Genomic DNA, 24,665 nt, shown 5'->3' on the forward strand with positions numbered 1-24,665 from the left:
CTATACTAAATTTGATATGAATGTTAGGTGGTTATCATATGTCTTATGAAGTGAAAGTAGAGGTCTTTGAAGGACCTCTCGATTTATTATTACACTTAATTCATCGTTTGGAAATTGATATATATGATATTCCAATGCGTGAGATTACAGCTCAGTATATGGAACATATTCGTGCAATGCAAGTACTTGAATTAAATGAAGCAAGTGAATATTTAGTAATGGCAGCGACATTACTTGAAATTAAAAGTAAAATGCTCTTACCTGTTCATGAAGGTGAACTCGATGAGATTGATATCGACGATGATTTTACGGATCCTCGTGACGAATTAGTGGCAAAACTGATTGAATATCGCAAATATAAAGAAGCTGCTTTAAAATTAAAAGAAAAAGAAGAAGAACGCGTTCAAATTTATACACGTCCACCAAGTGACCTATCCGACTATATGCAAGATGAACAGATGCAATTATTTGATACAAGTGTGAACGTTTATGATTTAGTCGCGGCTTTTCAAAAAATGTTACGTCGAAAACGTTTAAAAGCACCACTAAGTACACGAGTAGCTAAACAAGGTGTATCGATTCGACAACAAATGCAGTCGATTGTGGAACGACTAAAACAAGCAAAACAACCGCTTGATTTTTATGATTTATTTGAATCAGATGATAAACCGACGCTTGTTTTAACGTTTTTATCACTACTTGAATTAATGAAGCGTCAAATGGTCATGGTGGAACAACAACAAAATTTTGAACAACTATTTGTCATTTTAAAAGAAGGAGATGTCGATGATGCAACATTCGAATCCATTGATGAGTAAAATTGAAAGTCTTCTCTTTGTCATTGGTGAAGATGGCTTAACTATTTCACAACTAAGCCAATTAACAGAGTCGACAGAACAAGAATTAACAGAAGCACTTCAATTCATGATGAATCAATATGAATTAGATGCTTCAAGAGGAATTACATTAAAAGAGATTGCAGGTACATATCAACTCGTATCGAAGCTTGAAAATGTCGAAGTGATTGAAAAGTTGGTTGAAAATCCACCAGCACAATCACTTTCGCAAGCAGCGCTCGAAGTGTTAGCGATTGTTGCTTATAAACAGCCCATTCCTCGCGTTGAAGTAGAAGAATTACGTGGTGTAAAGTGTGAACGTGCACTGCACACGCTTAATCAAAAAGGACTTATTCAAGAAGTAGGTCGTGTCGAGGGAACAGGTCGCGCCATTTTATATGGTACGACGAAAGAGTTCCTAAATTACTTTGGTCTAAAAAATATAGAGGAATTACCTCCTTTAGAAGAACAAGATCAATTACCGGAAGATGGACAAGATTTATTCATGTCAAAATTCCAAGAAGCTTTTTTAGAAGAAGAAAATCAATCATAAAATATAAACAAAATCAGGATGAATTCCTATGAGGTGAATAGAATGGAAAGACTACAAAAAGTAATTGCACACGCAGGTGTTGCATCAAGAAGAAAAGCAGAACAACTAATTTTAGAAGGTAAAGTAAAAGTGAACGGTGTCGTTGTACGTGAACTAGGTACAAAAGTGACAAGCTCAGACCAAGTAGAAGTTGAAAACGTAAAAATCGAATCAGAGAAAAAAGTATATTATTTACTATATAAACCACGTGGTGTCATCTCAGCTGTATCAGATGATCGTGGTCGTAAAACAGTTGTCGATTTATTCCCAGAAGTAGAAGAACGTATCTTCCCAGTCGGTCGTCTAGATTACGATACATCGGGTGTTCTGTTATTAACGAATGATGGGGATTTTGCGAATAAATTAACGCACCCTCGTTATAACATTGATAAGACATATGTAGCAAAAATTAAAGGTGTTTTACGTCGCGAAGAAATTCGCCAATTAGAAAAAGGCGTGATGCTAGAAGATGGGAAAACAGCTCCTGCTCGCGTACGTGTTATTTCTTCAGATGTAAAATTAGATAAATCAATTGTTGCAATTACAATCCACGAAGGACGTAACCGTCAAGTTCGTCGTATGTTTGAAGCAGTAGGGCACCCTGTAAGTAAATTAAAGCGTGAAGAATTTGCATTCTTAACACCAATTGGTCTAAATGCAGGGGAATCACGTGAATTAACAGCACATGAAGTAAAGCAACTTCGCGTGTTAGCTGAAACAGGTAAAATCGGGTAATCATCAATTCGTCTATAAGGAGGTAATGGAATAAATGCAACGAAAGAGAAAAAGATTATTCATTCGTTCCATTATTTTAGCCGTCCTCGTAGCAGCAATTGGTTATACAGTGTATGTCACCGCTACGGGTGGTTCAAAAAAAGTCGTCAAAGAAGGCGACCAAGCACCAAACTTCGTATTAACAGATTTAAACGGGAAAAAACATCAACTGTCTGATTATAAAGGGCAGGGCGTTCTTCTGAATTTTTGGGGAACGTGGTGTCCGCCGTGTAAAAAAGAAATGCCTGCTTTAAATGAAGCGTATAAAGCATTTGAAGATAAGGGCGTCCAAGTAATTAGTATTAATATTGCGCAATCTGATTTTGAAGTACGTGATTTTGTGTCTTCTTATGGACTGGATTTTCCAATGACGATTGATCAGACAAAATCCGTTATGCGTGCGTACAATGTAGACCAATTACCCGCTACATTTTTAATTGATTCTAAGGGGAAAATTAAGCGCATTCTAACATATGGAATTACAGAAAAAGAATTTAAACAGTATATGGAGAGCATTCAACCTTAAATAAGGGAGTTTTCTAAATATGAAAAAAATTGTGTGTGCGTGTGGTTATGAAAATCCAGAAGGGACACATCTCTGTGCACAGTGCGGTAGACCGCTAACAAAAGAAGATGAAGAAAAAAAGGTTGTTGATATGCGTTATGATGGAACAGCCATTCGTTCTAAAACGTATAAAACATCTTTTATAGATCGAATTTGGAATTTCTTTTCAAGCGTCAAAGTAGGCGTATCGCTCATCGTTATTACGCTCGTTCTTGCTGCCATTGGTACATTTTTACCGCAAATCATGTTTGTATCCGTCCCACCAGGTATGGAAACAATCGATGTTTATGAAGAAAAGTATGGTTTTTTCGGTAAAATCTATTATGTATTAGGATTTTCAAATATTTATGCTTCTTGGTGGTTCCAAACAATTGTCGGGATGTTAGCTGTCTCGATTATTATCGCTAGTCTTGATCGTGGTATTCCACTTTATAAAGCTCTAAAACACCAACGTGTGCGTCGCCATGCATCGTTTATGAAGCGTCAGCGCCTTGTATCGGAAACAGTACAAGATGAAAAGCAAGCTGTTGAAACATTTGAATTAGCAGAGCAAACGCTAAAATCAATGCGCTATCATGTCAGAAGAGAACAAGATGCATTACTGGCTGAAAAAGGACGTTTTTCTCGTTTTGGACCGTATATCAATCATGTTGGGTTAATTATTTTCATAACAGGTGTCATGTTACGCTTGATGCCTGGTTTTTATGTAGATGAAAGCCTCTGGGTGCGTGAAGGTGAAACAACGGCCATTCCAGGTGTAGAAGGTTATTACATAAAAAATAATCAATTTATTTTAGAAACATATGATGAAAAAGATTTAAAAGGACAAGATTCTGAGCGAGTAGAACAAGCGATTAATACACGCGCTAAAAACTATCAGACAGATGTGACCTTGTATAAAGAAGATGGTACACCTTTAGCTGGTGATACAGCCGATTTACAAAAAATCGGTCAATATAGCATTCAAGTAAACAAACCATTAAAATATGATGGTTTTGCTCTATATCAAACAGACTTCAAACAAGATGAATTGAAGACGATGACGTTTGATTTAGTTAATAAAACAAGTGAAAAATCTTTAGGACAAATTACGATTGATTTACGTAACCCGAAAAAAGAATATGTAATTAACAAACAAACAAAAGTAGAACTACAAAAATACTATCCAGATTTTACGGAATTTAAAGATGGTGAACCTCAAACAGCTTCATCTATTCCAAACAATCCAGCTTTTATTTTTAAGATGGTAACACCTGAACAGCCAAAGGGTGAAACAAGTTTTGTAGCAATTCGCCAAACATTAGAGCCATTTGGAGAAACGACATATAAAATGAAGTTCCAATCTGTTGAAACGCGAGATGCTTCGAATCTAACCGTTCGAAAAGATAAAACATTACCGATTTTGTTAGTCGGAGGTATTATTTTTATGATTGGTGTAACAATGGGTTCTTATTGGAGTCATCGTCGTATCTGGTTGCAACGAACAGAAGATGGTCGTGTGTTACTTGCAGCGCATACGAATAAAAATTGGTTTAGCATGAAAAAAGACGTAAGTGAAGTATGCACATCTGCGCATTTAACAGACTATCATGATCAGCTAGAGGAGAGAGAGAAACAATGAATCTATTAGATCTTAGTGGGACATTACTATTAATCGCTTTCATCGCTTATTTACTTGCTATTTTATTATTTGGTGGTGCGATTCGCCATAAACAACGCGATGTTTCTACCTCAAATAAACATTGGGGTAATGCTGCGATAGTTGTGACGATCATGGGGTTTATAAGCAATGTAGGGTATTTTATTACACGTTGGGTTTATGCAGAACATGCGCCTGTTAGTAATATGTTCGAATTCGCTACAGCCTTTGGTATGTTTATTGTTGGTGCGTTTTTAATTATGTATTGGATGTACCGTTTAGCAACACTTGGTATCGTAGCTCTATCAATTGCGGTGCTACTCATCGCATTTGCAAGTATGTTCCCAAGTGATGTGACACCACTGATTCCAGCATTAAAATCATATTGGTTAACTATTCATGTTATTACGACGGTAATTGGCGAAGCTATCTTAGCGATGAGTGCTGTAGCAGGTCTCGTTTACTTACTTAAAACAGTATCATTTAAAAAGCCAGGTAAGGAGCGCTTCTGGTTAGAAGTTGTGATGTATAGTTTAGTAGTCGTGATTGGTTTTGTTGTTGTAACCGCAACTTTTAGTAGTATGCACTATGAGGCGAAGTTTAGTTATATCGACAAAGAGCAACAACAAGCGGAAATTACGTATAACACACCACCACTATTCGGTATGCATGAAAGTAAGGCATTAACGCCTGAGCACATGAAACCACTCATCGATATGCCCGCTAGCATTAATGCGAAAAAGTTAACAACCGTCGTTTGGTCATTTATTGTCGGTACGATTTTATATGGATTATTGCGTTTATTCTGCCGAAAACCTTTGGCGCAAGTCGTACAACCACTTGTGAAACAGACGAATATTACGCTGATGGATGAAATCGGCTACCGAGCTGTATTAATCGGATTCCCTGTTTTCACGCTAGGTGCACTTGTCTTTGCGATGATTTGGGCACAAGAGGCATGGACGCGTTTCTGGGCGTGGGATCCAAAAGAAGTTTGGGCGCTCATTACATGGTTGTTCTATGCGGCTTTCTTACACCTTCGTCTATCAAAAGGGTGGGAAGGAAAAAAATCGGCTTGGTTAGCTGTGATTGGTTTTGCAATTATTATGTTTAACTTTGTCGCAGTGAATTTAATTATTGCAGGCTTGCATTCATACGCAGAATAGTAAAAATAAAAGAGAGTAGTATTCGCTTCGAGAGGAGAGAAGCTGCTCTTTTTTTACTCGAAAAGTAACTGTGGCATAATCAGAAAAAGTCATTTAAAATAGAATTTGTATGGTAAAAAAAGGATGATTTATTCCGTTTTCCTGTTTAATTTGAACAAACGGTGGATAAAAGCGTCAAAATCGTGTCAATCCTGTGTACACTAGATGTGGTTTCCTTTTCATTTATATGACGGGGTTGTACAATAAGACTATAAGAGTCCGGGGAGGAATTATTTGTGAGTGAACAAATTTCAATTTTAGTTGTAGATGATGAAGATCGTATTCGTCGTCTCATTCGAATGTACTTAGAACGTGAAGGATACTTAGTAGAAGAAGCAGAGAATGGTGTAGAAGCCGTAGAGAAAGCTTTAGAAAATGACTACCACTGTATCATTTTAGATATCATGATGCCAGAGATGGACGGCTTACAAGCGGCAGAAAATATTCGTGAGAAAAAGACAACACCAATTGTCTTATTAACAGCAAAAGGCGAAGAAGCGAATCGTGTACAAGGGTTTGAAATTGGTGCAGATGACTATATTGTAAAACCATTTAGTCCACGTGAAGTTGTATTGCGTATTAAAGCGATTTTACGCCGCTCAGCTGCTTACTCACCTATTTCATCTACATCTGCTTCAAAAGATTTAGTGGTCTTCCCGCATCTAACAATTGACCATGATGCGCACCGCGTTTCAGCAGATGGGGAAGAAGTGAACTTAACGCCGAAAGAATACGAATTACTTTATTTCTTAGCGAAGTCACCAGATAAAGTATTTGACCGTGAGCAGCTATTAAAAGAAGTATGGCATTATGATTTCTTCGGTGATTTACGTACAGTAGATACGCATGTAAAGCGTTTACGTGAAAAGTTAAATCGCGTATCAGAAGATGCGGCGAAGATGATTGTAACGGTTTGGGGCGTAGGTTATAAATTCGAGGTCGTAAATGACTAGAATATGGAATAGTGTTGTCGGGAAGCTATGGGTAACCATATTGCTTCTCGTTTCATTTGTACTGTTTATTTTCACAGTACTCATGCTCGAATTTTTATCGAATTTTAATACACAACAAGCAGAAAAAACATTACGCCAAGAAGCTACAACCATTGCACGAATTGTGAATGAACATGATTCGCTCGCTGCTACAGAATCCATTATTAATGATATTTTAGGAGAAGAAACGAATGCTTTAATTTCTTCTAAGCAAGGGAAGATTCAATATTCACTTCAAGAAGGGTTAAACCAAAAAGAAATTCGTGAAAAAATCATTCAAAATCATGCTTTTGACAAGGTCTATGAATCAGATGAACCGATTGTAAAAGAGATGTTATTACCATCTACAACAGATAAAGAACATATGGAGAATTATATTGTACTCGCGTCGCCGATTAATGTAGACCAAAAAGTGCATGGTGCAGTTTTCATCTATCAAAGCCCAGATGCTGTTCATCGTACGACAAAAGAGACAACAAAAATCGTCTTTTTATCTGCTGCAATTGCTTTAGTGTTAACGACATTCTTTGCGTTCTTCTTATCAAGTCGTATTACTTCACCGCTTCGTAAAATGCGTGAAGCTGCATTTGAAGTCGCAAAAGGCAAGTTCGATTCAAAAGTACCTGTATTGAGTCGTGATGAGATTGGACAGCTTGCAACAGCCTTCAATCAAATGGGTAGACAGTTAAAGCACCATGTGGAAGTCATTAATCAAGAGAAAGAACAGTTATCAAGTATTTTAACGTCTATGACAGATGCAGTAATTACGTTTAATCGTGATCGTACGATTTTGTTAAGTAATCCACCAGCAGAGTTGTTATTACAAAAATGGTTCTTATCGAAAGAAGATCAGTCAAAACCATTGCCAATAGCTATCTATCATATGCTAGAACATGTACTTGATTTAGAAGAAGAACTAGAAGAAGAATTAGAAATTGATGGTGCATATTATGTCATTTCAATTAGTCCTTTATATAGCGCTGAATCAGTACGTGGTGCAGTAGCTGTTTTACGAGATAAGACAGAAGAACACCGCCTTGATAAATTACGTTCAGACTTTATTGCGAATGTATCACATGAACTACGCACGCCGATTTCGATGCTTCAAGGATATAGTGAAGCGATTTTAGATGGTGTTGTATCATCTGAAGAAGAACGAAATGAAATGATGCGTATTATTTATGATGAATCACAGCGTATGAGCCGATTAGTAACCGATTTACTCGATTTAGCGCGTATGGAATCTGGGAAGATGCGTTTATATCTTGATGACTTAAGTATTAATCAAGTATTTGAACGTATGACACAGAAGTTCGTACAGCGCGGGAAAGAAAAAGGAATCGAAGTAAGTTATGAAACAGAGTTCTCAGATGATGCGCGCGTTCAGATTGATGAAGACCGCATCGAACAAGTTGTAACGAATTTAGTGGATAACGCAATTCGTCATACAGCAAGTGGTGGCCATGTAAAGGTGCTAGCAGACCAATATGCAGGACAAGTGCGCATTCGTATTCAAGACGATGGTGCTGGTATTCCGAAAGAAGACCTTGCATATGTCTTTGAACGCTTTTATAAAGCAGATAAAGCACGAACAAGAGGTAAGGGTGGCACAGGTTTAGGTTTAGCTATTGCGAGTAATATTATTAATGCACATCGAGGTCGTATTACAGTAGAAAGTGAAGTAGATGTAGGTACAACCTTTACATTCTTCCTACCACTACCAGATGAAATTTAATGAATAAAGAAAAAGTCTTGGATTCGAGAGAAACTTCTCTTTACAATTCAAGACTTTTTTTGTATGATGAATGTGTGAAAAAAATAAATACGGTTCATCTTCGGGGCAGGGTGTAATTCCCGACCGGCGGTAATGAAGTGTTTAACATTTCTCAGCCCGCGAACCTTAACAGGTTGATTTGGTGCAACTCCAAAGCCGACAGTATAGTCTGGATGGGAGAAGGTGAAGGTACAGCGTTGTGTTCAAAAAAAATGAGTGAACAACGTTTATTTAATGTTGCCTAATTCTCCCGCGTAGAAGTACTTCTACGTGGGATTTCTATTTTAAATAAGCACACGCAGCCTTACCTCTTTTTGAAGTGATCCGCAACAAAAGGAGAAAACAGAATATGAAGAACAAGAAGTTACGTCGCATGATTGCAATTGGGATGTTAAGTAGTATTGCATTTTTACTACACTTAATTAATTTCCCAATTCCGCCATTCCCGAATTTTTTAGAGGTAGATTTCGGTGATATCCCAGCGTTAGTCGCAATGATTATTATGGGACCACTTGCAGGGATTTTAGTCGAGTTACTAAAGAATGTCATTGACTGGGTATACACAGGCAGTCCAACGGGTGTACCAGTAGGGCATATGGCAAACTTTGTAACAGGCTTATTATTTATCCTTCCAACGTACTTTGTTTATAAAAAATTAAGTACAAAAAAAGGATTGGGAATTGGTCTTGTTGTAGGTACAATCTCTATGGCAGTAGGTATGAGTATATTAAATTACTTCGTCTTTATGCCAATGTATAATTACTTCTTAAACATGCCTGTTGAAACAGGGGCTGCATTACGTGCTACAATTGTAGCGGGTGTGCTACCATTCAATATTATTAAAGGTGTTCTTGTAACAATTGTCTTCCTACTATTATTTAATGTAATGGGTAAGTGGATGACGAAAGAACGCAGAAGCTTCCAAGCATAACGATAAAAAAGCTTTGGCATTTTCTTAAATGCCAAAGCTTTTTGTATGAGTTTTAATGTTGTACACGTAGTAATTGCGCATGTAATAAGCGATTTCGTACAACAATACCTGCTAATGCAGATAAAATGGCTTTAATCACACCAACAAGTAAGAATGGATAGACACCACCCATAAATGCACCAGTCCAAGATAAATCAGCACTGAATTTTAGCCAGATTGTACCGAAAGCAAGTGTTACAATCATTCCGATAATATTAGCAATGATTGCTTGTACCTTTGTAAAACCGAATCTTTCAAGGTATAAACCGATTGCTACAGCTGCTGGTAAGAAGCCGATAATATAGCCACCAGTTGGTCCTGCAACAACGCCTAGACCACCTGACATACCACTGAAGACTGGAATCCCAATTGCGCCTAGTAATATGTAAATAAACACAGATAGTGAGCCATAACGAAGTCCTAGAATTGTAACAGCTAAACCAATTGCAAATGTTTGTCCTGTAATTGGAATGAGTGGCAGTGGAATCGTAACCTGTGCAAAAATCCCGATAATTGCTGCGAATAATGCGGAAAGAATCCACATCTTCAATTGTTCATTTCTCATAAAAATCCCCTTTGTGTAAACTTATTTTAAAACTAGTTAACCAAAATATAATGAAAAAATGAAAAAAGGTCAACACTTTTTTTCGTGACAACAACGTAAAGTATGCGACGAATATGACAGAAAAATATCATTTTAAAGTAACAACTTACAATAAATGTCAGAGAATTTGCAAAAAGATTAGAAATATGTATAATAAGACAAAGACGATTGAACAAATTAAAAAATAAGAAATTTGCTTCAATATGAGAAAAAATGACTGATAAAATAGAGAGGGGAAGCTTTGTGACCGAAAGGAAACTACTCAGTGCTTTCATTACATCTCTTGCTGCGTTTTTTATATTACCGATGCTATATAGTAATCAGCAAGATGATTTTTTGACTTCGGCATTAAACATTAGTATGTATTCATTTCCTTTGATTTTTACATATGGATTAATCATATCCTATGTATCGGACTTTTTTGCTTCATCCAAACGAAATATTTCAGGTGTATCTTTTTTATTCCATTCTTTACTAGGTTCAACAGTAGCTGTACCGATTTTTATTTATAGTTGGATGAATGATGAAGTCGAAACGGCGATGCAACCAGAAATTTGGACAGCAGGCTTTACATTAGGCGCGGTATTTTTCACAGCCGATGTTTCGTTAAAGTATTTAGGGAAGTATTTAGTATTAAATAGAGGAGCTTAGTTCATTCGAATGAATTGGGCTTTACGTAATTTGAAACATACATAACTAAAAGTATAGAAGTATAACATATGAAAACAGGTTGGGATATACGTGTAAAAAATATCATCCCACATAAGCATAAGAAAAACTGGAATCGCGCTGTGGCGCGGTTCCAGTTTTTCATTGCGAACGCTAAAAAGGAAAGTGAAATATTTGCCCAATCTTTTCTTACGATTATTGGGAAGGTGATTTAAAGTAGTCAAAGATAAACTGTTGGAATTTTTGAGCAGCAGGTGATAAATAACGTCCTTCAGACCAAGCCATACCAATAATACGCTCAGCATTGACATCTGTTAGTGGGATTTTGGTAATACGTTTTTGATTAATTTCATCACCTTCAGGCAGAATTGATACACCGAGTCCAGCAGCTACAAAACCAGCAACGGTTGCTACTTCATCGCCTTCGAATGTAATACGTGGTTCAATATTTTTCTCTTGGAATAACTCATCCATTTGAATACGAAGAGCATAACCTTTTTTTAATAAGATGAAAGATTCTTGACCAAGTTCTGTTAATGTAATCGACTCTTTATTTGCTAGCTCATGGCTGCTTGGTACAATCGCAACTAATTGCTCCCGCCATAACTCCCGCCATTCAATTGGCTTCTCTACTTCCATTTCTGCAAGTAAACAAAGATCTAAATCACCAGACTTCAATTCGAGTAATTGTAAATGCGTATGGTTTTGTTTTAAAGAGAAGTGGATTTGTTCATTTTTTTTACGGAAATGTCGAATTAAATCAGGTACCACATTCGTTCCGAGGGTGTGCAAAAAACCGAGTGATACTTCACCATGATTGGGGTCAACAATTTGTTGAATCTCCTGTAAACCAGCCTGATATTCTCGCATAATATTATGTACACGTTTTACAAATAGTTCGCCGTAGCGATTGAGGCGAATTGAGCGTCCTTGACGTTCGAATAACGGGACCCCAAGCTCGTCTTCTAATCTGGCAATAGAGCGACTAAGAGCAGGTTGAGAAATGGATAATTGTTCTGCTGCTTTTGTCATATGCTGAATTTTTGCGAGCATTTGAAAATACTCCAGTTGTTGCCATTCCATCTGTTTTCCCCCTAAACTTTCATAAATGTAATCGTTCTTTGATCCGCGTCATATAAACACCATTCGCGATGAAAGATGACAGAACCGACATTGATGGCATAACGTTTTTTTGTTAAATGAATAGGTTCATTCCATTTGAAAGGTTGTGTAATTCCCTTATGGAAAAGTGCAGAATGATGACTATGCCCAAAAAAAGTAAGTGGCTCACTATTTTTTTTAATGACAGGTGTAACATCATCTAACCATTCAAATTGATGCCCGTGAATTAATAGAGCGCCTTCAATCTCCATTGTTTCAGGTAAAGATTCAAAAAGTGTTTGCCCAGTTACTTGCATGATGCGCAATTCTTGGTTTCCGATAATAGAAGGGAAATCAAGTAGTTGAATGAAATCATATGGTAATTTAGCAGCCACATGTAAAGGAAGTGACTGTTTTTTATGTGCCTTCTTTTTACTAATCGTACATTCAAATAAATCACCCAAGCCGATACGAATAGCAGAAGAAGCTGTTGCATCAATATGTTCTAAAACGGATTGTGTATCCTCTTTATGGGAATGTAAATCCCCTAATAAAGCATATTTCATAAAATAACTCCTTTTAATCCTCAATTAATAATAGTTTACCAAATAATTAGGTCACTTTATATAAACATGTATTTTTAAAAAAGCATAATATGGGTAAATGAGTAAAAAATAGTATAAAGAACTTGTATCAATGATATGATAGAAGTCATTCTATGGGGAAAAGGACGTGTATCTGTGAAAGATTTAAATAGAATGAAGCAATCAATAGTACTCGCTATTGGTATTCTTTTAGCGAGCGCCTCTTTTACACCAATAATATTAGTACATGCGAAAATGACTTCACAAGAACTAATACAGAAAAAGTTAATAATCGATAAGAAAATTATACAACTAGAACGTGAAATAGAAAGACTCCAAGCGAATCTACAATATAAAATCAAAGAATTTCGTCAAACACAATCGGATATTGCAGATACAGAAAAAGAGTTAAAAGAAGTAGAAGGACGTATGCAAGATCGCTCAAAAATAATTGATGAGCGCATGGTTGCCTATCAAAGTCAAAAATCAACGATTAATTTATACGTCGATGTGTTATTAGAGTCAGAGAGCTTATCTGATTTATTAACAAAATCAATATCAATTAAAACATTATTAGATGCAGATCGTTCATTACTAAATCAACAAACAGAAGATCGAGATGAATTAAAGACATTGCAAATAACGCTACAAATGAAAAAAGAAAAGTTGCAAAAACAATTTCAAGCGATGCAAGAACAAGAAAAAGATTTAGAAGTGAAAAAAGTAGAAAATAATGCTAAATCTTTAAAATTAAAAGAACAAATTGCAACAAAGAAGAAAAAAGAGAAATTAGAACGTGAGCGAATCGTCAAAGAAAAAGAAGCAGCTCGTTTGAAAGCTTTAGCAGAAAAAGAATTTTTAGCACAACAAGTAGCTGGAGAGTCAGAAGAAGTAGGAGCAGCGATGAATGCAGGGAATGGTACAAATGGAGCGAAGGTAACAGATGCGAACCAGCAAGTACCTACTGTCGAAGGTTCAGCAAAAGTTAAGACAATTATAGAAGAAGCAAGTAAATATCTAGGAACATCTTATGTATGGGGAGGTTCTAATCCAGCAACGGGCTTTGATTGTTCAGGTTTAACCCATTGGTCATTTAAAAAAGCAGGTATATCTATTCCTAGAACTTCTGCAGCACAGTATTTAGCATCTAAAAAAGTTAGTGCCACAGAAGCACGAGCAGGAGATTTAATCTTCTTTAGTTATGGAAGTGGCGTAGCGCATGTAGGGATTTATCTAGGGGATGGACGCATGTTAAATGCTCAAAATAACGGTGTCGTTGTTGAGTCATTAGATTGGTGGAATCAATATTTAGTAGGATATGGACGCTTCATATAAACGATTTATCAAAATCTAGAATTGCCTTAGCAAGAATAGATTTTGATAAATTTTTCATGGTACACTAGTATAGGCAATTATGTACATAGAATAAGGTATTTTCATAATTGTGTAAAATGGTTACAATAAAATACACAGAAGGGAGCTTTTCTTGTTTGAATAATAAACTAAATCCAAAGATTTGGTTTGTATTATCAAACTTATTGATTGTTTTTTTAGGAATTGGATTAATTGTTCCAGTTATGCCGACGATTATGCGTGAAATGGGATTAGACGGAAAAACAATGGGATATCTCGTTGCCGCTTTTTCATTGACGCAATTACTCGTTTCACCCATTGCTGGAAAATGGGTAGATCGTTTTGGGCGTAAACGCATGATTGTTATCGGGATGTTCATCTTCGGATTATCTGAGTTACTATTTGCAGTAGGTCATGTTGTTGAGTTGCTTTATTTATCACGTTTTATTGGTGGGATAAGTGCTGCTTTTGTCATGCCAGCCATTACAGCATATGTAGCCGATGTTACAGATATCAAACAACGTCCAAGAGCGATGGGCTATGTATCAGCCGCAATTAATACAGGATTTATCTTAGGGCCAGGAATTGGCGGTTTTTTAGCGGAAATTAATATTCGCGCACCATTCTTCACAGCAGCTCTTTTAGGGTTTATTGGTGCTGTTTTTTCGGTTCTGTTTTTAAAAGAACCAGAACGAGAACAAGTGCACTCTGAAAAACCAATAAAAACAGAAGCAACAAGTTTGAAAATTTTACTACAACCAATTTTCTTTATACCTTTTTTAATTATTTTTATTTCTTCTTTTGGACTTTCGGCATACGAAACTATCTATGGGTTATTTTTAGATCGACAATTCCAATTCACAGCGAAAGATATTGCGATCTTATTAATTTTGAGTGGTGTACTTGGTACGGTATTCCAAGTCTTTTTATTCGACGGTTTAACACGGAAATTAGGAGAAATTAATTTAATTCGTATCTGTATTTTTGTAGCCGCAATAATGATGATTTTTATGATGAATGTATCATCATTTATATCAATTTTACTTGTGACATTAATGGTCTTTTTGACTTTCGATTTAATTCGTCCGGCCTTAACAACATATTTATCTAAAGTTGCTGGTCAACAACAGGGATACATTAGTGGATTAAATTCGTCATTTACAAGTGTAGGGAACATTATTGGACCAATTATTGCAGGTGCATTATTTGATTACCAAGCATATTCACCCTATGTTTTTTCGATGGCTGTGCTGTTAATTAGTTTAGTAATCGCTATGTTTTGGAGACAACCAAAAAAGTTATTGTAGGGGGCGTGTAACATGCATTTACACAAAAAACTTTCAATGAACTACCCAATTATACAAGCACCAATGGCTGGTGTGACAACACCTGAAATGGTCATCGCAAGTCTAGAGACAGGAATTTTAGGCTCGATTGGTGCAGGGTATATGTCTGCAGATGCAACACGAGATTTTATTCGCCAAGTAAAAAAATATTCATCTAAACCATTTTTAATTAATCTTTTTGCACATGAAGTACCACCAGTTGTACAACACGAGATTACCATTGCAAAACAAGCATTGATTGATGCGAAAATTGACAATCAAATTAAAAGGGATGAGGTGAAATTGTCTAAATCCCAATATGATGAGCAATTAGCTGTTGTTTTGGAAGAAGGTGTTGCCGCTTGTTCGTTTACATTTGGCGTACCTACACCTTTACAAATTCGTCTTTTAAGAGAAAAAGGTATTCTCGTTTTCATTACAGCTACTTCACTTGAAGAAGTTCATGTAGCGAGTCAATTGGGTGTAGACGGTATATTCTTGCAAGGAATGGAAGCAGGAGGTCATCGTGGTTCGTTTATTGAGCCATTTCAGTATATACCGTTAAAAGATTTATTTACACAGGCAAAAGATATAACGAATATTCCGTTAATTGTTGCAGGTGGGATTGCAACAAAAGAACAAATGGATTGGTATTTAAAACAAGGGGCAGAAGCGATTACATTAGGAACTGCTCTATTAGTAAGTGACGAAAGTGGCGCTCCTTCAGCACATAAAGAACGTATTTTATGTGCGGAAACAGATGAAACCGTTCTCACAAAAATGTTTTCTGGAAAACCAGCTCGAGGTATTATGAATGGTTTTATTGAAAAGATGGAAATGATGCCTGTTGCTCCTTTTCCATATCAAAATGATTTAACAAAAGGGATTCGTGCAAGAGCAGCTTTTGCAAATAATTCCGAGAATATGTCTTTATGGGCAGGAACAAATTTACACCATGCAACGAAAGGAACAATTCGAGAGATTATTGAACGATTTGTTCATGCAGATTTATAAAATAAAGCGAGAATCGTACGTGAACAGTACGTTTCTCTTTTTTTATGTATGAAGCATAAAAAAAGAAGCAGGAATAAGATCCCTACTTCTTCGCTTATTATTAAATACCTAGAATATTATAGCCAGAATCTACATAAATAACTTCGCCTGTTACACCGCTTGAAAGTTGGCTTAACATAACAATTGTCATATTCGCTACTTCTTCTTGTGTAATGTTGCGACGCATTGGTGCAGCTTCTTCGATTTTATTTAGAATTTGATTAAATGATGGAACAGCTTTCGCTGAAATTGTTTTGATTGGTCCTGCTGAAATGGCATTTACACGAATGTTGTCTTGACCGATATCTGCTGCTAGATAACGTACAGATGCTTCAAGAGCTGCTTTTGCGATACCCATTACATTGTAGCCTTCTAACACACGGTCAGCGCCTAAGTAACTCATCGTTACAATCGAACCGTTCTCTGTCATATAAGGATGTGCAGCTTTTGCAACAGCGATTAATGAATAAGCACTTGTATCTTGTGCGAAAGCATAACCATCACGAGATGTTTCAAGGAAGCGGTTTTTTAAATCCTCTGTTAAAGATGAAGCAACAGAGTGTACGATACCATGAATAACACCACGTTTTTTACCGATTTCATCAAATGCTTGTTGGATACTCTCATCACTGTTAACATCACATTGAATGACATCATAAGTAGACGCATCAACATCTGCTAATAGCTTTTGTAATTTTGCTAGTGAACGATCTTTACGGTATGTAAATGTAACGTGTGCACCAATTGAGAATAATGATTTTGCAATACCCCATGCAATACTACGGTCGTTGGCAACACCCATTACGACGATATTTTTATCTTTAAAGTTTAATAAATTTTCCATAATAGCCCCCTACATATAGTTACTATTAGTACCTGATACTAAAATTTTAACGTACTCATAGCGCGAATGCAACTATTATTTTGCAACAAAGCCAAATACATTTTTAATAAGATGAACAGAGGCAAGGCTTAAAATGCTCGCTACTATGAGTAATAATACATGTCGAACATTCTCAGAGAAAAAATAAAGAGGCGTAAAATGTGTCATAAATTGAGCGTATGCAGCACCTAAAATAATAAATAACACGAGTTGAATGGAATAGTTGATAAAATATTTCATTTTAAACCTCCTTATAATCATAGCAGTATGTATATAACACGATACCCATTTAAAGTAAGTATAAACTAAATTGAGAGAAAATTGAAACATTTAATAACAAAAGAAAAGAGACTAAAGCAAAGGCTCAGTCTCTTATCGTATTATTCGTATTTTAATGCATCGCCGTCGAAAGTTTCATCGGCAACCTTAATTGAGTCAGTTGGACAACCTTCAAACGCGTCCTCCATGTCCTCCATTAAGTCTTCTGGTACTTCAGTTGTCCCTGTGTTATTATCTAAAATAACGAAGGCAATACCTTCATCATCGTAGTCATAAATATCAGGTGCAGCAGCGCCACAAGCGCCACAAGCGATACAAGTATCTTGGTCTACAATTGTAAACTTAGCCATATATTTTACCTCTCCTTTTGTGTCGTTCCCAATAGCTTCATTCTTATTCTAAAGTGCTTTGCATTTCATTTCAACCATAATCAACGAAACGAGGAGGAATTTGGCTTGTTTTTTGAACAATTATTATTACATATACTTCAAAAGTATGATGGACAACGAACAGTGTTTTCTGCATATCATTTATTAAAAGGGAAAAAGTCAGGTCAAACTATTCAAGATGTAGGGTTATTTCAATTACAGCCATACTTTAATTTATTCCCTCGTTTAACAAAAGAGAAATTTTATACACAAATTCAACATCTAGAACAAAAAAATAAAATTACGATTTCAGAAGATGAACATGTACACGTTCTAGTTGCACCTCACCTCACATTTGATGGTTTAGATGGTTGGCATTTACGCGGTGGTGAACATGTTTTTTTTGACCGATTCCAATTAGTTGTGCAAACGATTTCTAATCTACGTATGCAAGAGTCGCGCTTTTTACCGATTGTACGAGATGAACGTGTGCAACAGTTTGTTCGTCAGTATTTGACGTGGCTACATTATCAAGAAGAAAAGCAACAACATGCTTTTATTGAAGCTTTCCATCAATTGCTAGAAGAACTTCCTGTGACTGAACAAGAAAAAAATATCTTCATGTATCGCTTGAGCGGGTTTCAACAAATTGGTTGGACATGGCAACAATTAAAAGAACAAACGAATAGTTCGGAACTTGATTTACAATTACAATATGTACATACACTCCATCATATGATTCGTTTTATTGAAGAACATGTTATCGCTTTGTTTGAACCACTTTTATATCAAGTGCGTGTACAAACAGTGTTAACAGCTTCTACACAACAAACAGCTAATTTATTGATGCAGGGAATGAACATGGAACAAATTGCACAGATTAGACGTTTGAAGATGAGTACAATTGAAGATCATATTGCAGAAATTGCAATGAATGTGCAAACTTTTCCGATTGAGCAATTTGTACCAAATGAGATGCGTTTAGCAATTGAAGCAGTTGTATCTGAAGTAGGGAGTAAAAAACTTAGACCAATCAAAGAAAAGATACCAGAAGCGAGTTATTTTCAAATTCGCTTAGTTTTAGCATGGGCAGGGGGTGTTTAAATGTTAGAAAAAGCATTAAAAAAATACTTTCATTACGATACATTTCGTCCAGGTCAAAGAGAAGTGATTGAAGCTGTTTTACAAGAAAAGGATGTGATTGCACTTCTTCCAACAGGGAGTGGAAAATCACTATGTTATCAATTGAGTGGTTATCTTTTAAATGGAGCGGTAGTCATCGTTTCGCCATTACTATCACTCATGCAAGATCAAGTAGAGCAGATGAAGCGGTTTGGTGAAAAACGCGTAGTTGCCATCAATTCATTTTTACAAGGCGAACAACGTGAACGTGTGTTAGCGAATTTACAAGCGTATCGCTATATTTTTGTATCGCCTGAAATGTTAGGACAAAAAAGTTTTAAGCGAGCTCTTTCGCGTGTTCATATTGCATTAATTGCAGTAGACGAAGCACACTGTATTTCTCAGTGGGGGTTTGATTTTCGACCAGAATATTTAAATATTGGTGATACTATTCGTACATTTTCACGTGTACCAGTTTTAGCATTAACAGCTACTGCAACGAATCGTGTGAAAGAAGATATTCGAAAATATTTACATATGGAAAATCCTTATGAATGGATTTCAGCTGTGGATCGCCCGAATATTTGCTACCAAGTAGTACCTATTCAAAAACATTATGAGAAAATAGGTTGGTTAGTTGCGCATGTACAACATACGACTTCACCTGGCATTATTTATACACAATCACGTAAGAAAACAGAAGAATATGCAGAAGCTTTACGTGAATCTGGCGTGCGTGTAGCAGCCTATCATGCAGGGATACAACAAGATGAACGGCAATTGATACAACATCAATTTATTGCAGGTGAGCTTGATTGGATTGTTGCGACGAATGCTTTTGGTATGGGTGTTCATAAAGAAAATATTCGTCAAATTATTCATGACCATCTACCAAGTTCGATGGGGAATTATTTACAAGAAGTAGGTAGAGCTGGACGAGATGGTGAACAGTCTTTTGCAACATTATTATTTACAGAAGAAGATGATCGTATTACAAAATCAGTGAGTGTAATGGATTACCCTCAAGAATTTCATATTGATGAATATGAGCGGTTAGCGAATCAAGGCGTTAATCCTTTTATTATGGTAGAAGAAAGTAGAATCACTGAAACAAGTTATCGTATTTTACATTATTGGATGCATAAATTACCAAAAATAGAGGTAATAGAACAAATAAATCAAATGAAATTTGAAAAAGTGAAAGAAGTCGACCAATTGCAACAAATTTTAACAGGGAAAGACTGTATAAGAGAAGAAATTAGCCGATATTTTGAACAGGAACTCCTAACGAAGCCTGTGTTATGTTGTTCCGTATGTGGTCTACCAGAAGACGTAATACCGAAGAAGCGATTAATAAAAGAAGCATCAGCTCAACTTTTTTCATGGCAAGAACGTTTTAAACAAATATTTCCAAATTAAATTGAGATTCATTTACTTTTATTAAAATTTTAGTCATAATAGTATTATGATTATATAGAAAAAGGGGGATACACATGTCTCAAAATGATTATAAAGAGCGCGTAGAGGCGCATCGCCAATCCATCCAAGTAGAAGGTAATGGGACAAGTGAGAAGCCTACACGCATGTCACGTAAGCAGCAAAGAGAAGCAAAGGGTGGTGGGAAACCGCCGAAAAAAAATAAGAATAATTCTCTTTTGACAGTGTTAGCAGTTGTCTTTGTTATGATTCCAGCCGCTATTTTAATTTATACATTCGTTATTAAATCGGATACACCTACTAAAGAAGCTCCGAAAGCAGCAGGCACTGAACATGTAGAGATTGAAACAAATCAAAATGACGAAAAAGACACAAAAGAAACACAGAAAAAAGAAACACAAACAAAAGATTCAACAGCTAAAGCTGATGATGTAACAAAAGAAGAAAAGCAAGCAGCAAAAGAAAAAGAACAACAAAAGCTAGCAGAGGAAAAGGCAGCAAAAGAAAAAGAAGCGAAACAAAAGGCTGAGCAAGAAAAAGTAGAGCAAGAAAAACGAGCTGCTGAGAAGAAAAAAGAAGAAGAGGAAAAGAAACAACCAGTTGAAACTGTAAAGCCTTCTTCAGCTTATACAGCAGCAATTCAAGGCGGATATTTACACAATGCTGTAGAAGGCGACACGATTCAAAGTATTTCAATTAAATACTATGGTAGTGAAGCATATGTGAATCAAATTAAACAACTAAATGGAATTACGGCGGATCGCGTACCAGCAGGTACAAAAGTAGCTTTAATTAAAACACAATAAAAATAATCGTTCTTATATTTCAAAAGTCATAGGTATCACATAATATGGAGAGGAATCGTTTTGTAAAATGATTCCTCTTTTATTTTGGTGGAAAAGGGAAGAGTACACATAATTCAAATACTGTTTTTTAAAAAAGAGAAGCGTATAATACGATAGAAGAGTTTTTTAGAAATAAAAGGAGTGACAGATATGCGTCGAGAAGAAGCTATTATTGTTGGAGGAGGTCCTTGTGGATTATCAGCAGCAATTGCTTTGCAAAACATTGGTTTGAAGCCGATTGTAATTGAAAAGGGGAATATTGTGAATTCAATTTATAATTATCCCACCCACCAAACATTTTTTAGTTCAAGTGAAAAATTAGCCATTGGCGACGTTCCTTTTATCGTAGAAGCACAAAAACCTAAAAGAAATGAAGCGCTTGTCTACTATCGTGAAGTGGTTAAAATGAAAAATTTAGATATTCATCGCTTTGAAGAAGTACGTCATGTAGAAAAAGACGGTGAGGAGTTTGTTGTCGAGACATCAAAAGAAGTGTACCGCACACCATATGTAGTCATCGCGACAGGGTACTACGACCATCCAAACTATATGAATATCCCTGGTGAAGAATTACCGAAAGTGATGCATTACTTTAAAGAAGGGCATCCCTATTTTGATACAGATGTATTAATTATTGGCGGTAAAAACTCTGCGATTGATGCAGCGCTTGCACTTCATAAAGCAGGTGCACGTGTAACAGTTGCTTATCGTGGCAGTGTTTATTCGCCAAGTATTAAACCGTGGGTGTTACCTGACTTTGATGCACTCGTACGTACAGGTGAAATTATCATGCATTTTAATACAGTTGTAACAGAAATTCGTTCGCATGAAGTCGTTCTTGTTGAAGAAGGTGTAGAAAAAACAATTGAAAATGATTTTGTTTTCGCTATGACTGGATATCATCCGGACCATCGTTTTATTAAAGAGATGGGTGTTGAACAAGATGTAGCGACAGGACGACCTGTTTTTGATGCTGAAACGATGGAAACGAATGTACCGGGACTTTTCATTGCAGGTGTTATTGCTGCTGGAAATAACGCGAATGAAATCTTTATTGAAAATGGACGATTCCATGGAGAGCAGATTGCCAAATGTATTGAACAAAAAAAGTAAAATCTTAAAAAAGAGGGAACGCTTAACTGGCTGTTCCCTCTTTTCATATTTTATTAGTTTCGATAGAAAAACTCAGCAATTGAGATTTTAGGGTTTTGTTCATTTAATGCGACCAATAATTTTAAACGCGCTTTTTGCCCGTTAATCCCATTTGTATAGATAGCGCCTAAATCCTCAAGCATCTTCCCACCGCCTACATAACCATAAACACCTTGAGCAATCCCATTAAAGCAACGTGACACAATGACAACAGGAATACCGTCATCTAATAGTTTTTGAATACTGGGTACAATCGAAGGTGGAACATTTCCTTGCCCAAAACCTTCGATAACTAAGCCATCGTATTTAGCTAATCGAATGGCTTCAACGATATCTGCTTCCATTCCTGCATATGTTTTGAGTAATGCAACACGTTTTTTAAAATCATGCACTTCTGCAAATTCGCGAAGAACAGGTGAATGATGAAAATGAATATTTTTGTTTGTAATCAGACCGATTGGGCCATATTGAGGTGATTGGAAAGTAGCAACATTACTTGTCGATGTTTTTGTAACATTTGCTGCAGCATGAATTTCATCATTCATGACAACTAAAACACCTAATCCATGTGCTTTTTCTTCACTAGCAACACGAATAGCAGCTACTAAATTATAAATACCATCTGAACCAATTTCATTAGATGAACGCATTGCACCTGTTAAAATAATGGGGATGTCCGTATGAATAGTTAAATCTAAGAAATAAGCTGTTTCTTCTAATGTATCAGTACCATGTGTAATGACAATACCATCATAAGCTGCTTTTTTTAGTTGTTCTTCAATTATTTTACGTAGTGTCAACATGTGCTCAGGTGTCATATGTGGAGAAGGAAGATTGAAGGCATCAATCTCTGTAATATGTGCAAACTGTTCTAATTTTTCACGCTCTTTTGTTAAGGGATTGACTTCATCAGGGACAACTGCACCATTTTCTTCAACATGCATTGAAATTGTACCACCTGTATGAATTAATAAAATTTGTTTTTTCAATATGAATACCTCCTATTAATATCGCGTTCGCTAATGCTATAATAAGCAGTAATAAAGGTGAGAGGAGCTTAATTATGTTCATCTTATTATCTGTTGCGATTGCACCAGGACTTGCTTTGTTTAGTTTTTTTTATTTACGCAATCAAATGGCAACAGAACCTAGAAAAACATTGCTACAGTCATTTATCTATGGCGCAATTTTAACATTTCCAATCATGTTTTTACAGTATGTATTTAAAGAAGAACAAGTCTTTCAACATATAATTGTGCAAGATGTCTTTTTTACAGGCGTTATTGAAGAATTTTTTAAGTGGATTTTTCTGATTTTAGTTATTTATCATCATGTTGAATTTGACGACCCCTATGATGGCGTATTGTACGGGGCAGCTGTATCTTTAGGTTTTGCAACGGTTGAAAATGTGATTTATTTAATGTCTTATGGCATGGACACAGCGTTTTTACGCGCAATTTTACCTGTTTCAAGTCATGCTCTATTTGGGGTTGTGATGGGTTATTATCTCGGTAAAGCAAAATTCCAGTCTTCTCAAGCGAGTTTACGATACAGGGCACTTGCCTTATTTGCCCCGATGACCTTACATATTTTATACAATGCGATTTTCATTTCTCAAAATCACTGGGTATACTATATGGTTCCATTCATGCTGTTTTTATGGTGGTTTAGTTTACGAAAAGTAAAGCAAGCACATAAAGCGCTGGTTCAATTATTGATTCAAAAAGCGAATTAGTTCAAAGGTTGTGTATCTGTATTATGATATGTGTAAATTGAAATGTTTTTTTGAAAGAATTGTGGAAAAAGTTGTGTTATAATGCCATAATATACATATAATTAAACAGATATGGGTGAAAAGTATGGAGATTAAATTAGGTACAAACTTACTGTTAGCGCCTTATGATGAAGAAACAGATGAAAAGTTTAAATGTAAAGTAGTTGATCAACAAGGAGATATCTTATTTATCGATTATCCTGTTAGCACACTGACACATCGTACAGCTTTTTTAATGGAAGGAACTCGTTTTCGTGCATCTTATATTGATGAAGCGAAGATTGGGTTCAGTTTTAAAACAACAATTATGGGACGCGAAAAGGGAAATATTCCAACATTAAAGCTTGCTCTTCCATCAGATGAAGAATTTGAAAAAGTACAAAGGCGAGAATATGTACGCGTCGAGACACCAGTTGATGTTGCAATCTATCGTAATGAACATTATAGTCAATATGTATCAGAAGATATTAGTGCAGGTGGATTAGCGATTATTGCTTCACAAGCAGATCAATTTAAGCCATTAGAACAAGTTGAGCTTACGATTGCACTTCCCTTTGAAAACCGAGAAGAAGGTGTAAAATACGTACAGACTTCAGCTGAAGTAATTCGTGTCATTGATCAAGAAGGTGTTATTATTGTACCGCTTAAATTTATGAATACAGACGAAATTGACAAGCAGCATATCTTACGTTTTTGTTTTGAACGTCAGTTGTTAATTCGAAAAAAAGAAACAAAAATTTAATTTTAAAAATGACATTTCATGGACAAA

General features: G+C 36.0%; 27 protein-coding genes and 1 riboswitch. Of the genes, 20 read left to right on the forward strand and 7 right to left on the reverse strand.

From position 1 onward, the window contains the following. The first annotated feature begins 38 nt into the window (after window positions 1-38). The 9 genes from QN089_RS04390 (at window position 39) to QN089_RS04430 (ending at window position 9,308) form a co-directional block, all read left to right on the forward strand. The gene (locus QN089_RS04390) at window positions 39-818 is read left to right on the forward strand and encodes a segregation/condensation protein A (RefSeq protein WP_285216043.1); all 780 of its coding nucleotides are present in this window, start codon (window positions 39-41) and stop codon (window positions 816-818) included. Further along, window positions 790-1,389: an SMC-Scp complex subunit ScpB gene (scpB, locus tag QN089_RS04395; RefSeq protein WP_068454519.1), complete on the forward strand. Its 600-nt coding sequence runs from the start codon at window positions 790-792 to the stop codon at window positions 1,387-1,389. The genes QN089_RS04390 and scpB overlap by 29 nt, the downstream gene beginning before the upstream one ends. 42 nt (window positions 1,390-1,431) lie before the next feature. Beyond that, window positions 1,432-2,163, forward strand: coding sequence for a pseudouridine synthase (locus QN089_RS04400; protein ID WP_068454516.1), 732 nt, complete (start codon window positions 1,432-1,434; stop codon window positions 2,161-2,163). Window positions 2,164-2,197: 34 nt separating this feature from the next. Beyond that, window positions 2,198-2,728 carry a thiol-disulfide oxidoreductase ResA gene (gene resA, locus QN089_RS04405; protein ID WP_068454513.1) on the forward strand — a complete coding sequence of 177 codons (531 nt, stop codon included), beginning with the start codon at window positions 2,198-2,200 and terminating at the stop codon, window positions 2,726-2,728. Between the two features lie 19 nt (window positions 2,729-2,747). Next, window positions 2,748-4,388 (forward strand): cytochrome c biogenesis protein ResB, encoded by a 1,641-nt coding sequence (gene resB / locus QN089_RS04410; protein ID WP_285216044.1) that lies wholly within the window; start codon window positions 2,748-2,750, stop codon window positions 4,386-4,388. Continuing rightward, on the forward strand, window positions 4,385-5,572 hold the full coding sequence (gene ccsB / locus QN089_RS04415; protein ID WP_285216045.1) for a c-type cytochrome biogenesis protein CcsB: 1,188 nt from the start codon (window positions 4,385-4,387) through the stop codon (window positions 5,570-5,572). The genes resB and ccsB overlap by 4 nt, the downstream gene beginning before the upstream one ends. A gap of 275 nt (window positions 5,573-5,847) precedes the next feature. Then, on the forward strand, window positions 5,848-6,564 hold the full coding sequence (locus QN089_RS04420) for a response regulator transcription factor (protein ID WP_068454504.1): 717 nt from the start codon (window positions 5,848-5,850) through the stop codon (window positions 6,562-6,564). Further along, window positions 6,557-8,338: an ATP-binding protein gene (locus QN089_RS04425; RefSeq protein WP_068454500.1), complete on the forward strand. Its 1,782-nt coding sequence runs from the start codon at window positions 6,557-6,559 to the stop codon at window positions 8,336-8,338. The genes QN089_RS04420 and QN089_RS04425 overlap by 8 nt, the downstream gene beginning before the upstream one ends. 92 nt (window positions 8,339-8,430) lie before the next feature. Then, a riboswitch (FMN riboswitch) is annotated at window positions 8,431-8,566 on the forward strand. Window positions 8,567-8,726: 160 nt separating this feature from the next. Continuing rightward, a complete protein-coding gene (locus QN089_RS04430) occupies window positions 8,727-9,308 on the forward strand; it encodes an ECF transporter S component (protein WP_285216046.1) in 582 nt (193 codons plus the stop codon). A gap of 52 nt (window positions 9,309-9,360) precedes the next feature. On the opposite strand, the gene QN089_RS04435 is transcribed toward QN089_RS04430, so the two are convergent. Then, complete coding sequence (locus QN089_RS04435) at window positions 9,361-9,912, reverse strand: biotin transporter BioY (protein ID WP_068454494.1); 552 nt, start codon at window positions 9,910-9,912, stop codon at window positions 9,361-9,363. Window positions 9,913-10,194: 282 nt separating this feature from the next. Between QN089_RS04435 and QN089_RS04440 the strand changes: the two genes are divergently transcribed. Together QN089_RS04440 and QN089_RS04445 are read left to right on the forward strand one after the other, a co-directional pair. Next, the gene (locus QN089_RS04440; protein WP_068454491.1) at window positions 10,195-10,602 is read left to right on the forward strand and encodes a hypothetical protein; all 408 of its coding nucleotides are present in this window, start codon (window positions 10,195-10,197) and stop codon (window positions 10,600-10,602) included. A 68-nt stretch (window positions 10,603-10,670) separates the two neighbouring features. Continuing rightward, window positions 10,671-10,835 (forward strand): hypothetical protein, encoded by a 165-nt coding sequence (locus QN089_RS04445; protein ID WP_165442635.1) that lies wholly within the window; start codon window positions 10,671-10,673, stop codon window positions 10,833-10,835. Here QN089_RS04445 and QN089_RS04450 read toward each other — a convergent pair. Both QN089_RS04450 and QN089_RS04455 read right to left on the reverse strand, forming a co-directional pair. Further along, the gene (locus QN089_RS04450) at window positions 10,816-11,703 is read right to left on the reverse strand and encodes a LysR family transcriptional regulator (protein WP_068454488.1); all 888 of its coding nucleotides are present in this window, start codon (window positions 11,701-11,703) and stop codon (window positions 10,816-10,818) included. The two genes, QN089_RS04445 and QN089_RS04450, sit on opposite strands and share 20 nt — an antisense overlap. Window positions 11,704-11,714: 11 nt before the next feature. Next, window positions 11,715-12,287 carry a metallophosphoesterase family protein gene (locus tag QN089_RS04455; RefSeq protein WP_087680113.1) on the reverse strand — a complete coding sequence of 191 codons (573 nt, stop codon included), beginning with the start codon at window positions 12,285-12,287 and terminating at the stop codon, window positions 11,715-11,717. A 192-nt stretch (window positions 12,288-12,479) separates the two neighbouring features. Between QN089_RS04455 and QN089_RS04460 the strand changes: the two genes are divergently transcribed. From QN089_RS04460 to QN089_RS04470, 3 genes are all read left to right on the forward strand, one after another. Next, window positions 12,480-13,640 carry a C40 family peptidase gene (locus tag QN089_RS04460; protein WP_285216047.1) on the forward strand — a complete coding sequence of 387 codons (1,161 nt, stop codon included), beginning with the start codon at window positions 12,480-12,482 and terminating at the stop codon, window positions 13,638-13,640. A gap of 155 nt (window positions 13,641-13,795) precedes the next feature. After that, on the forward strand, window positions 13,796-14,965 hold the full coding sequence (locus QN089_RS04465) for an MFS transporter (RefSeq protein WP_240626030.1): 1,170 nt from the start codon (window positions 13,796-13,798) through the stop codon (window positions 14,963-14,965). Between the two features lie 12 nt (window positions 14,966-14,977). Continuing rightward, window positions 14,978-15,997 carry an NAD(P)H-dependent flavin oxidoreductase gene (locus QN089_RS04470; protein ID WP_068454479.1) on the forward strand — a complete coding sequence of 340 codons (1,020 nt, stop codon included), beginning with the start codon at window positions 14,978-14,980 and terminating at the stop codon, window positions 15,995-15,997. Between the two features lie 100 nt (window positions 15,998-16,097). Here the strand turns inward: QN089_RS04470 and QN089_RS04475 are convergent, their stop codons facing one another. The 3 genes from QN089_RS04475 to QN089_RS04485 form a co-directional block, all read right to left on the reverse strand. After that, window positions 16,098-16,880, reverse strand: coding sequence for an enoyl-ACP reductase FabI (locus QN089_RS04475; RefSeq protein WP_068454476.1), 783 nt, complete (start codon window positions 16,878-16,880; stop codon window positions 16,098-16,100). Window positions 16,881-16,955: 75 nt separating this feature from the next. Then, window positions 16,956-17,159 (reverse strand): hypothetical protein, encoded by a 204-nt coding sequence (locus tag QN089_RS04480; protein WP_068454473.1) that lies wholly within the window; start codon window positions 17,157-17,159, stop codon window positions 16,956-16,958. A gap of 140 nt (window positions 17,160-17,299) precedes the next feature. Continuing rightward, a complete protein-coding gene (locus QN089_RS04485) occupies window positions 17,300-17,548 on the reverse strand; it encodes a ferredoxin (protein WP_068454470.1) in 249 nt (82 codons plus the stop codon). A gap of 105 nt (window positions 17,549-17,653) precedes the next feature. Between QN089_RS04485 and QN089_RS04490 the strand changes: the two genes are divergently transcribed. The 4 genes from QN089_RS04490 to QN089_RS04505 all read left to right on the forward strand — a co-directional run bounded on the left by QN089_RS04490 (window position 17,654) and on the right by QN089_RS04505 (window position 22,083). Beyond that, window positions 17,654-18,670 carry a YpbB family protein gene (locus tag QN089_RS04490; RefSeq protein WP_068454467.1) on the forward strand — a complete coding sequence of 339 codons (1,017 nt, stop codon included), beginning with the start codon at window positions 17,654-17,656 and terminating at the stop codon, window positions 18,668-18,670. Further along, on the forward strand, window positions 18,671-20,107 hold the full coding sequence (locus QN089_RS04495; RefSeq protein ID WP_068454464.1) for a RecQ family ATP-dependent DNA helicase: 1,437 nt from the start codon (window positions 18,671-18,673) through the stop codon (window positions 20,105-20,107). 74 nt (window positions 20,108-20,181) lie between these two features. After that, window positions 20,182-20,931: a LysM peptidoglycan-binding domain-containing protein gene (locus QN089_RS04500; RefSeq protein ID WP_285216048.1), complete on the forward strand. Its 750-nt coding sequence runs from the start codon at window positions 20,182-20,184 to the stop codon at window positions 20,929-20,931. Between the two features lie 189 nt (window positions 20,932-21,120). Next, window positions 21,121-22,083: a YpdA family putative bacillithiol disulfide reductase gene (locus tag QN089_RS04505; RefSeq protein ID WP_285216049.1), complete on the forward strand. Its 963-nt coding sequence runs from the start codon at window positions 21,121-21,123 to the stop codon at window positions 22,081-22,083. A gap of 53 nt (window positions 22,084-22,136) precedes the next feature. Here QN089_RS04505 and QN089_RS04510 read toward each other — a convergent pair whose 3' ends face one another. After that, window positions 22,137-23,111 carry an asparaginase gene (locus tag QN089_RS04510; protein WP_068454455.1) on the reverse strand — a complete coding sequence of 325 codons (975 nt, stop codon included), beginning with the start codon at window positions 23,109-23,111 and terminating at the stop codon, window positions 22,137-22,139. Window positions 23,112-23,185: 74 nt separating this feature from the next. On the opposite strand from QN089_RS04510, the gene prsW reads away from it, so the two are divergent. Together prsW and QN089_RS04520 are read left to right on the forward strand one after the other, a co-directional pair. Beyond that, window positions 23,186-23,857 carry a glutamic-type intramembrane protease PrsW gene (gene prsW, locus QN089_RS04515; protein ID WP_068454452.1) on the forward strand — a complete coding sequence of 224 codons (672 nt, stop codon included), beginning with the start codon at window positions 23,186-23,188 and terminating at the stop codon, window positions 23,855-23,857. Between the two features lie 124 nt (window positions 23,858-23,981). After that, window positions 23,982-24,638: a flagellar brake protein gene (locus tag QN089_RS04520; protein ID WP_068454450.1), complete on the forward strand. Its 657-nt coding sequence runs from the start codon at window positions 23,982-23,984 to the stop codon at window positions 24,636-24,638. Window positions 24,639-24,665 lie beyond the last annotated feature (27 nt).

The organism is Kurthia sp. YJT4 (assembly GCF_030219945.1).
Classification (GTDB): Bacteria; Bacillota; Bacilli; order Bacillales_A; family Planococcaceae; genus Kurthia; species Kurthia gibsonii.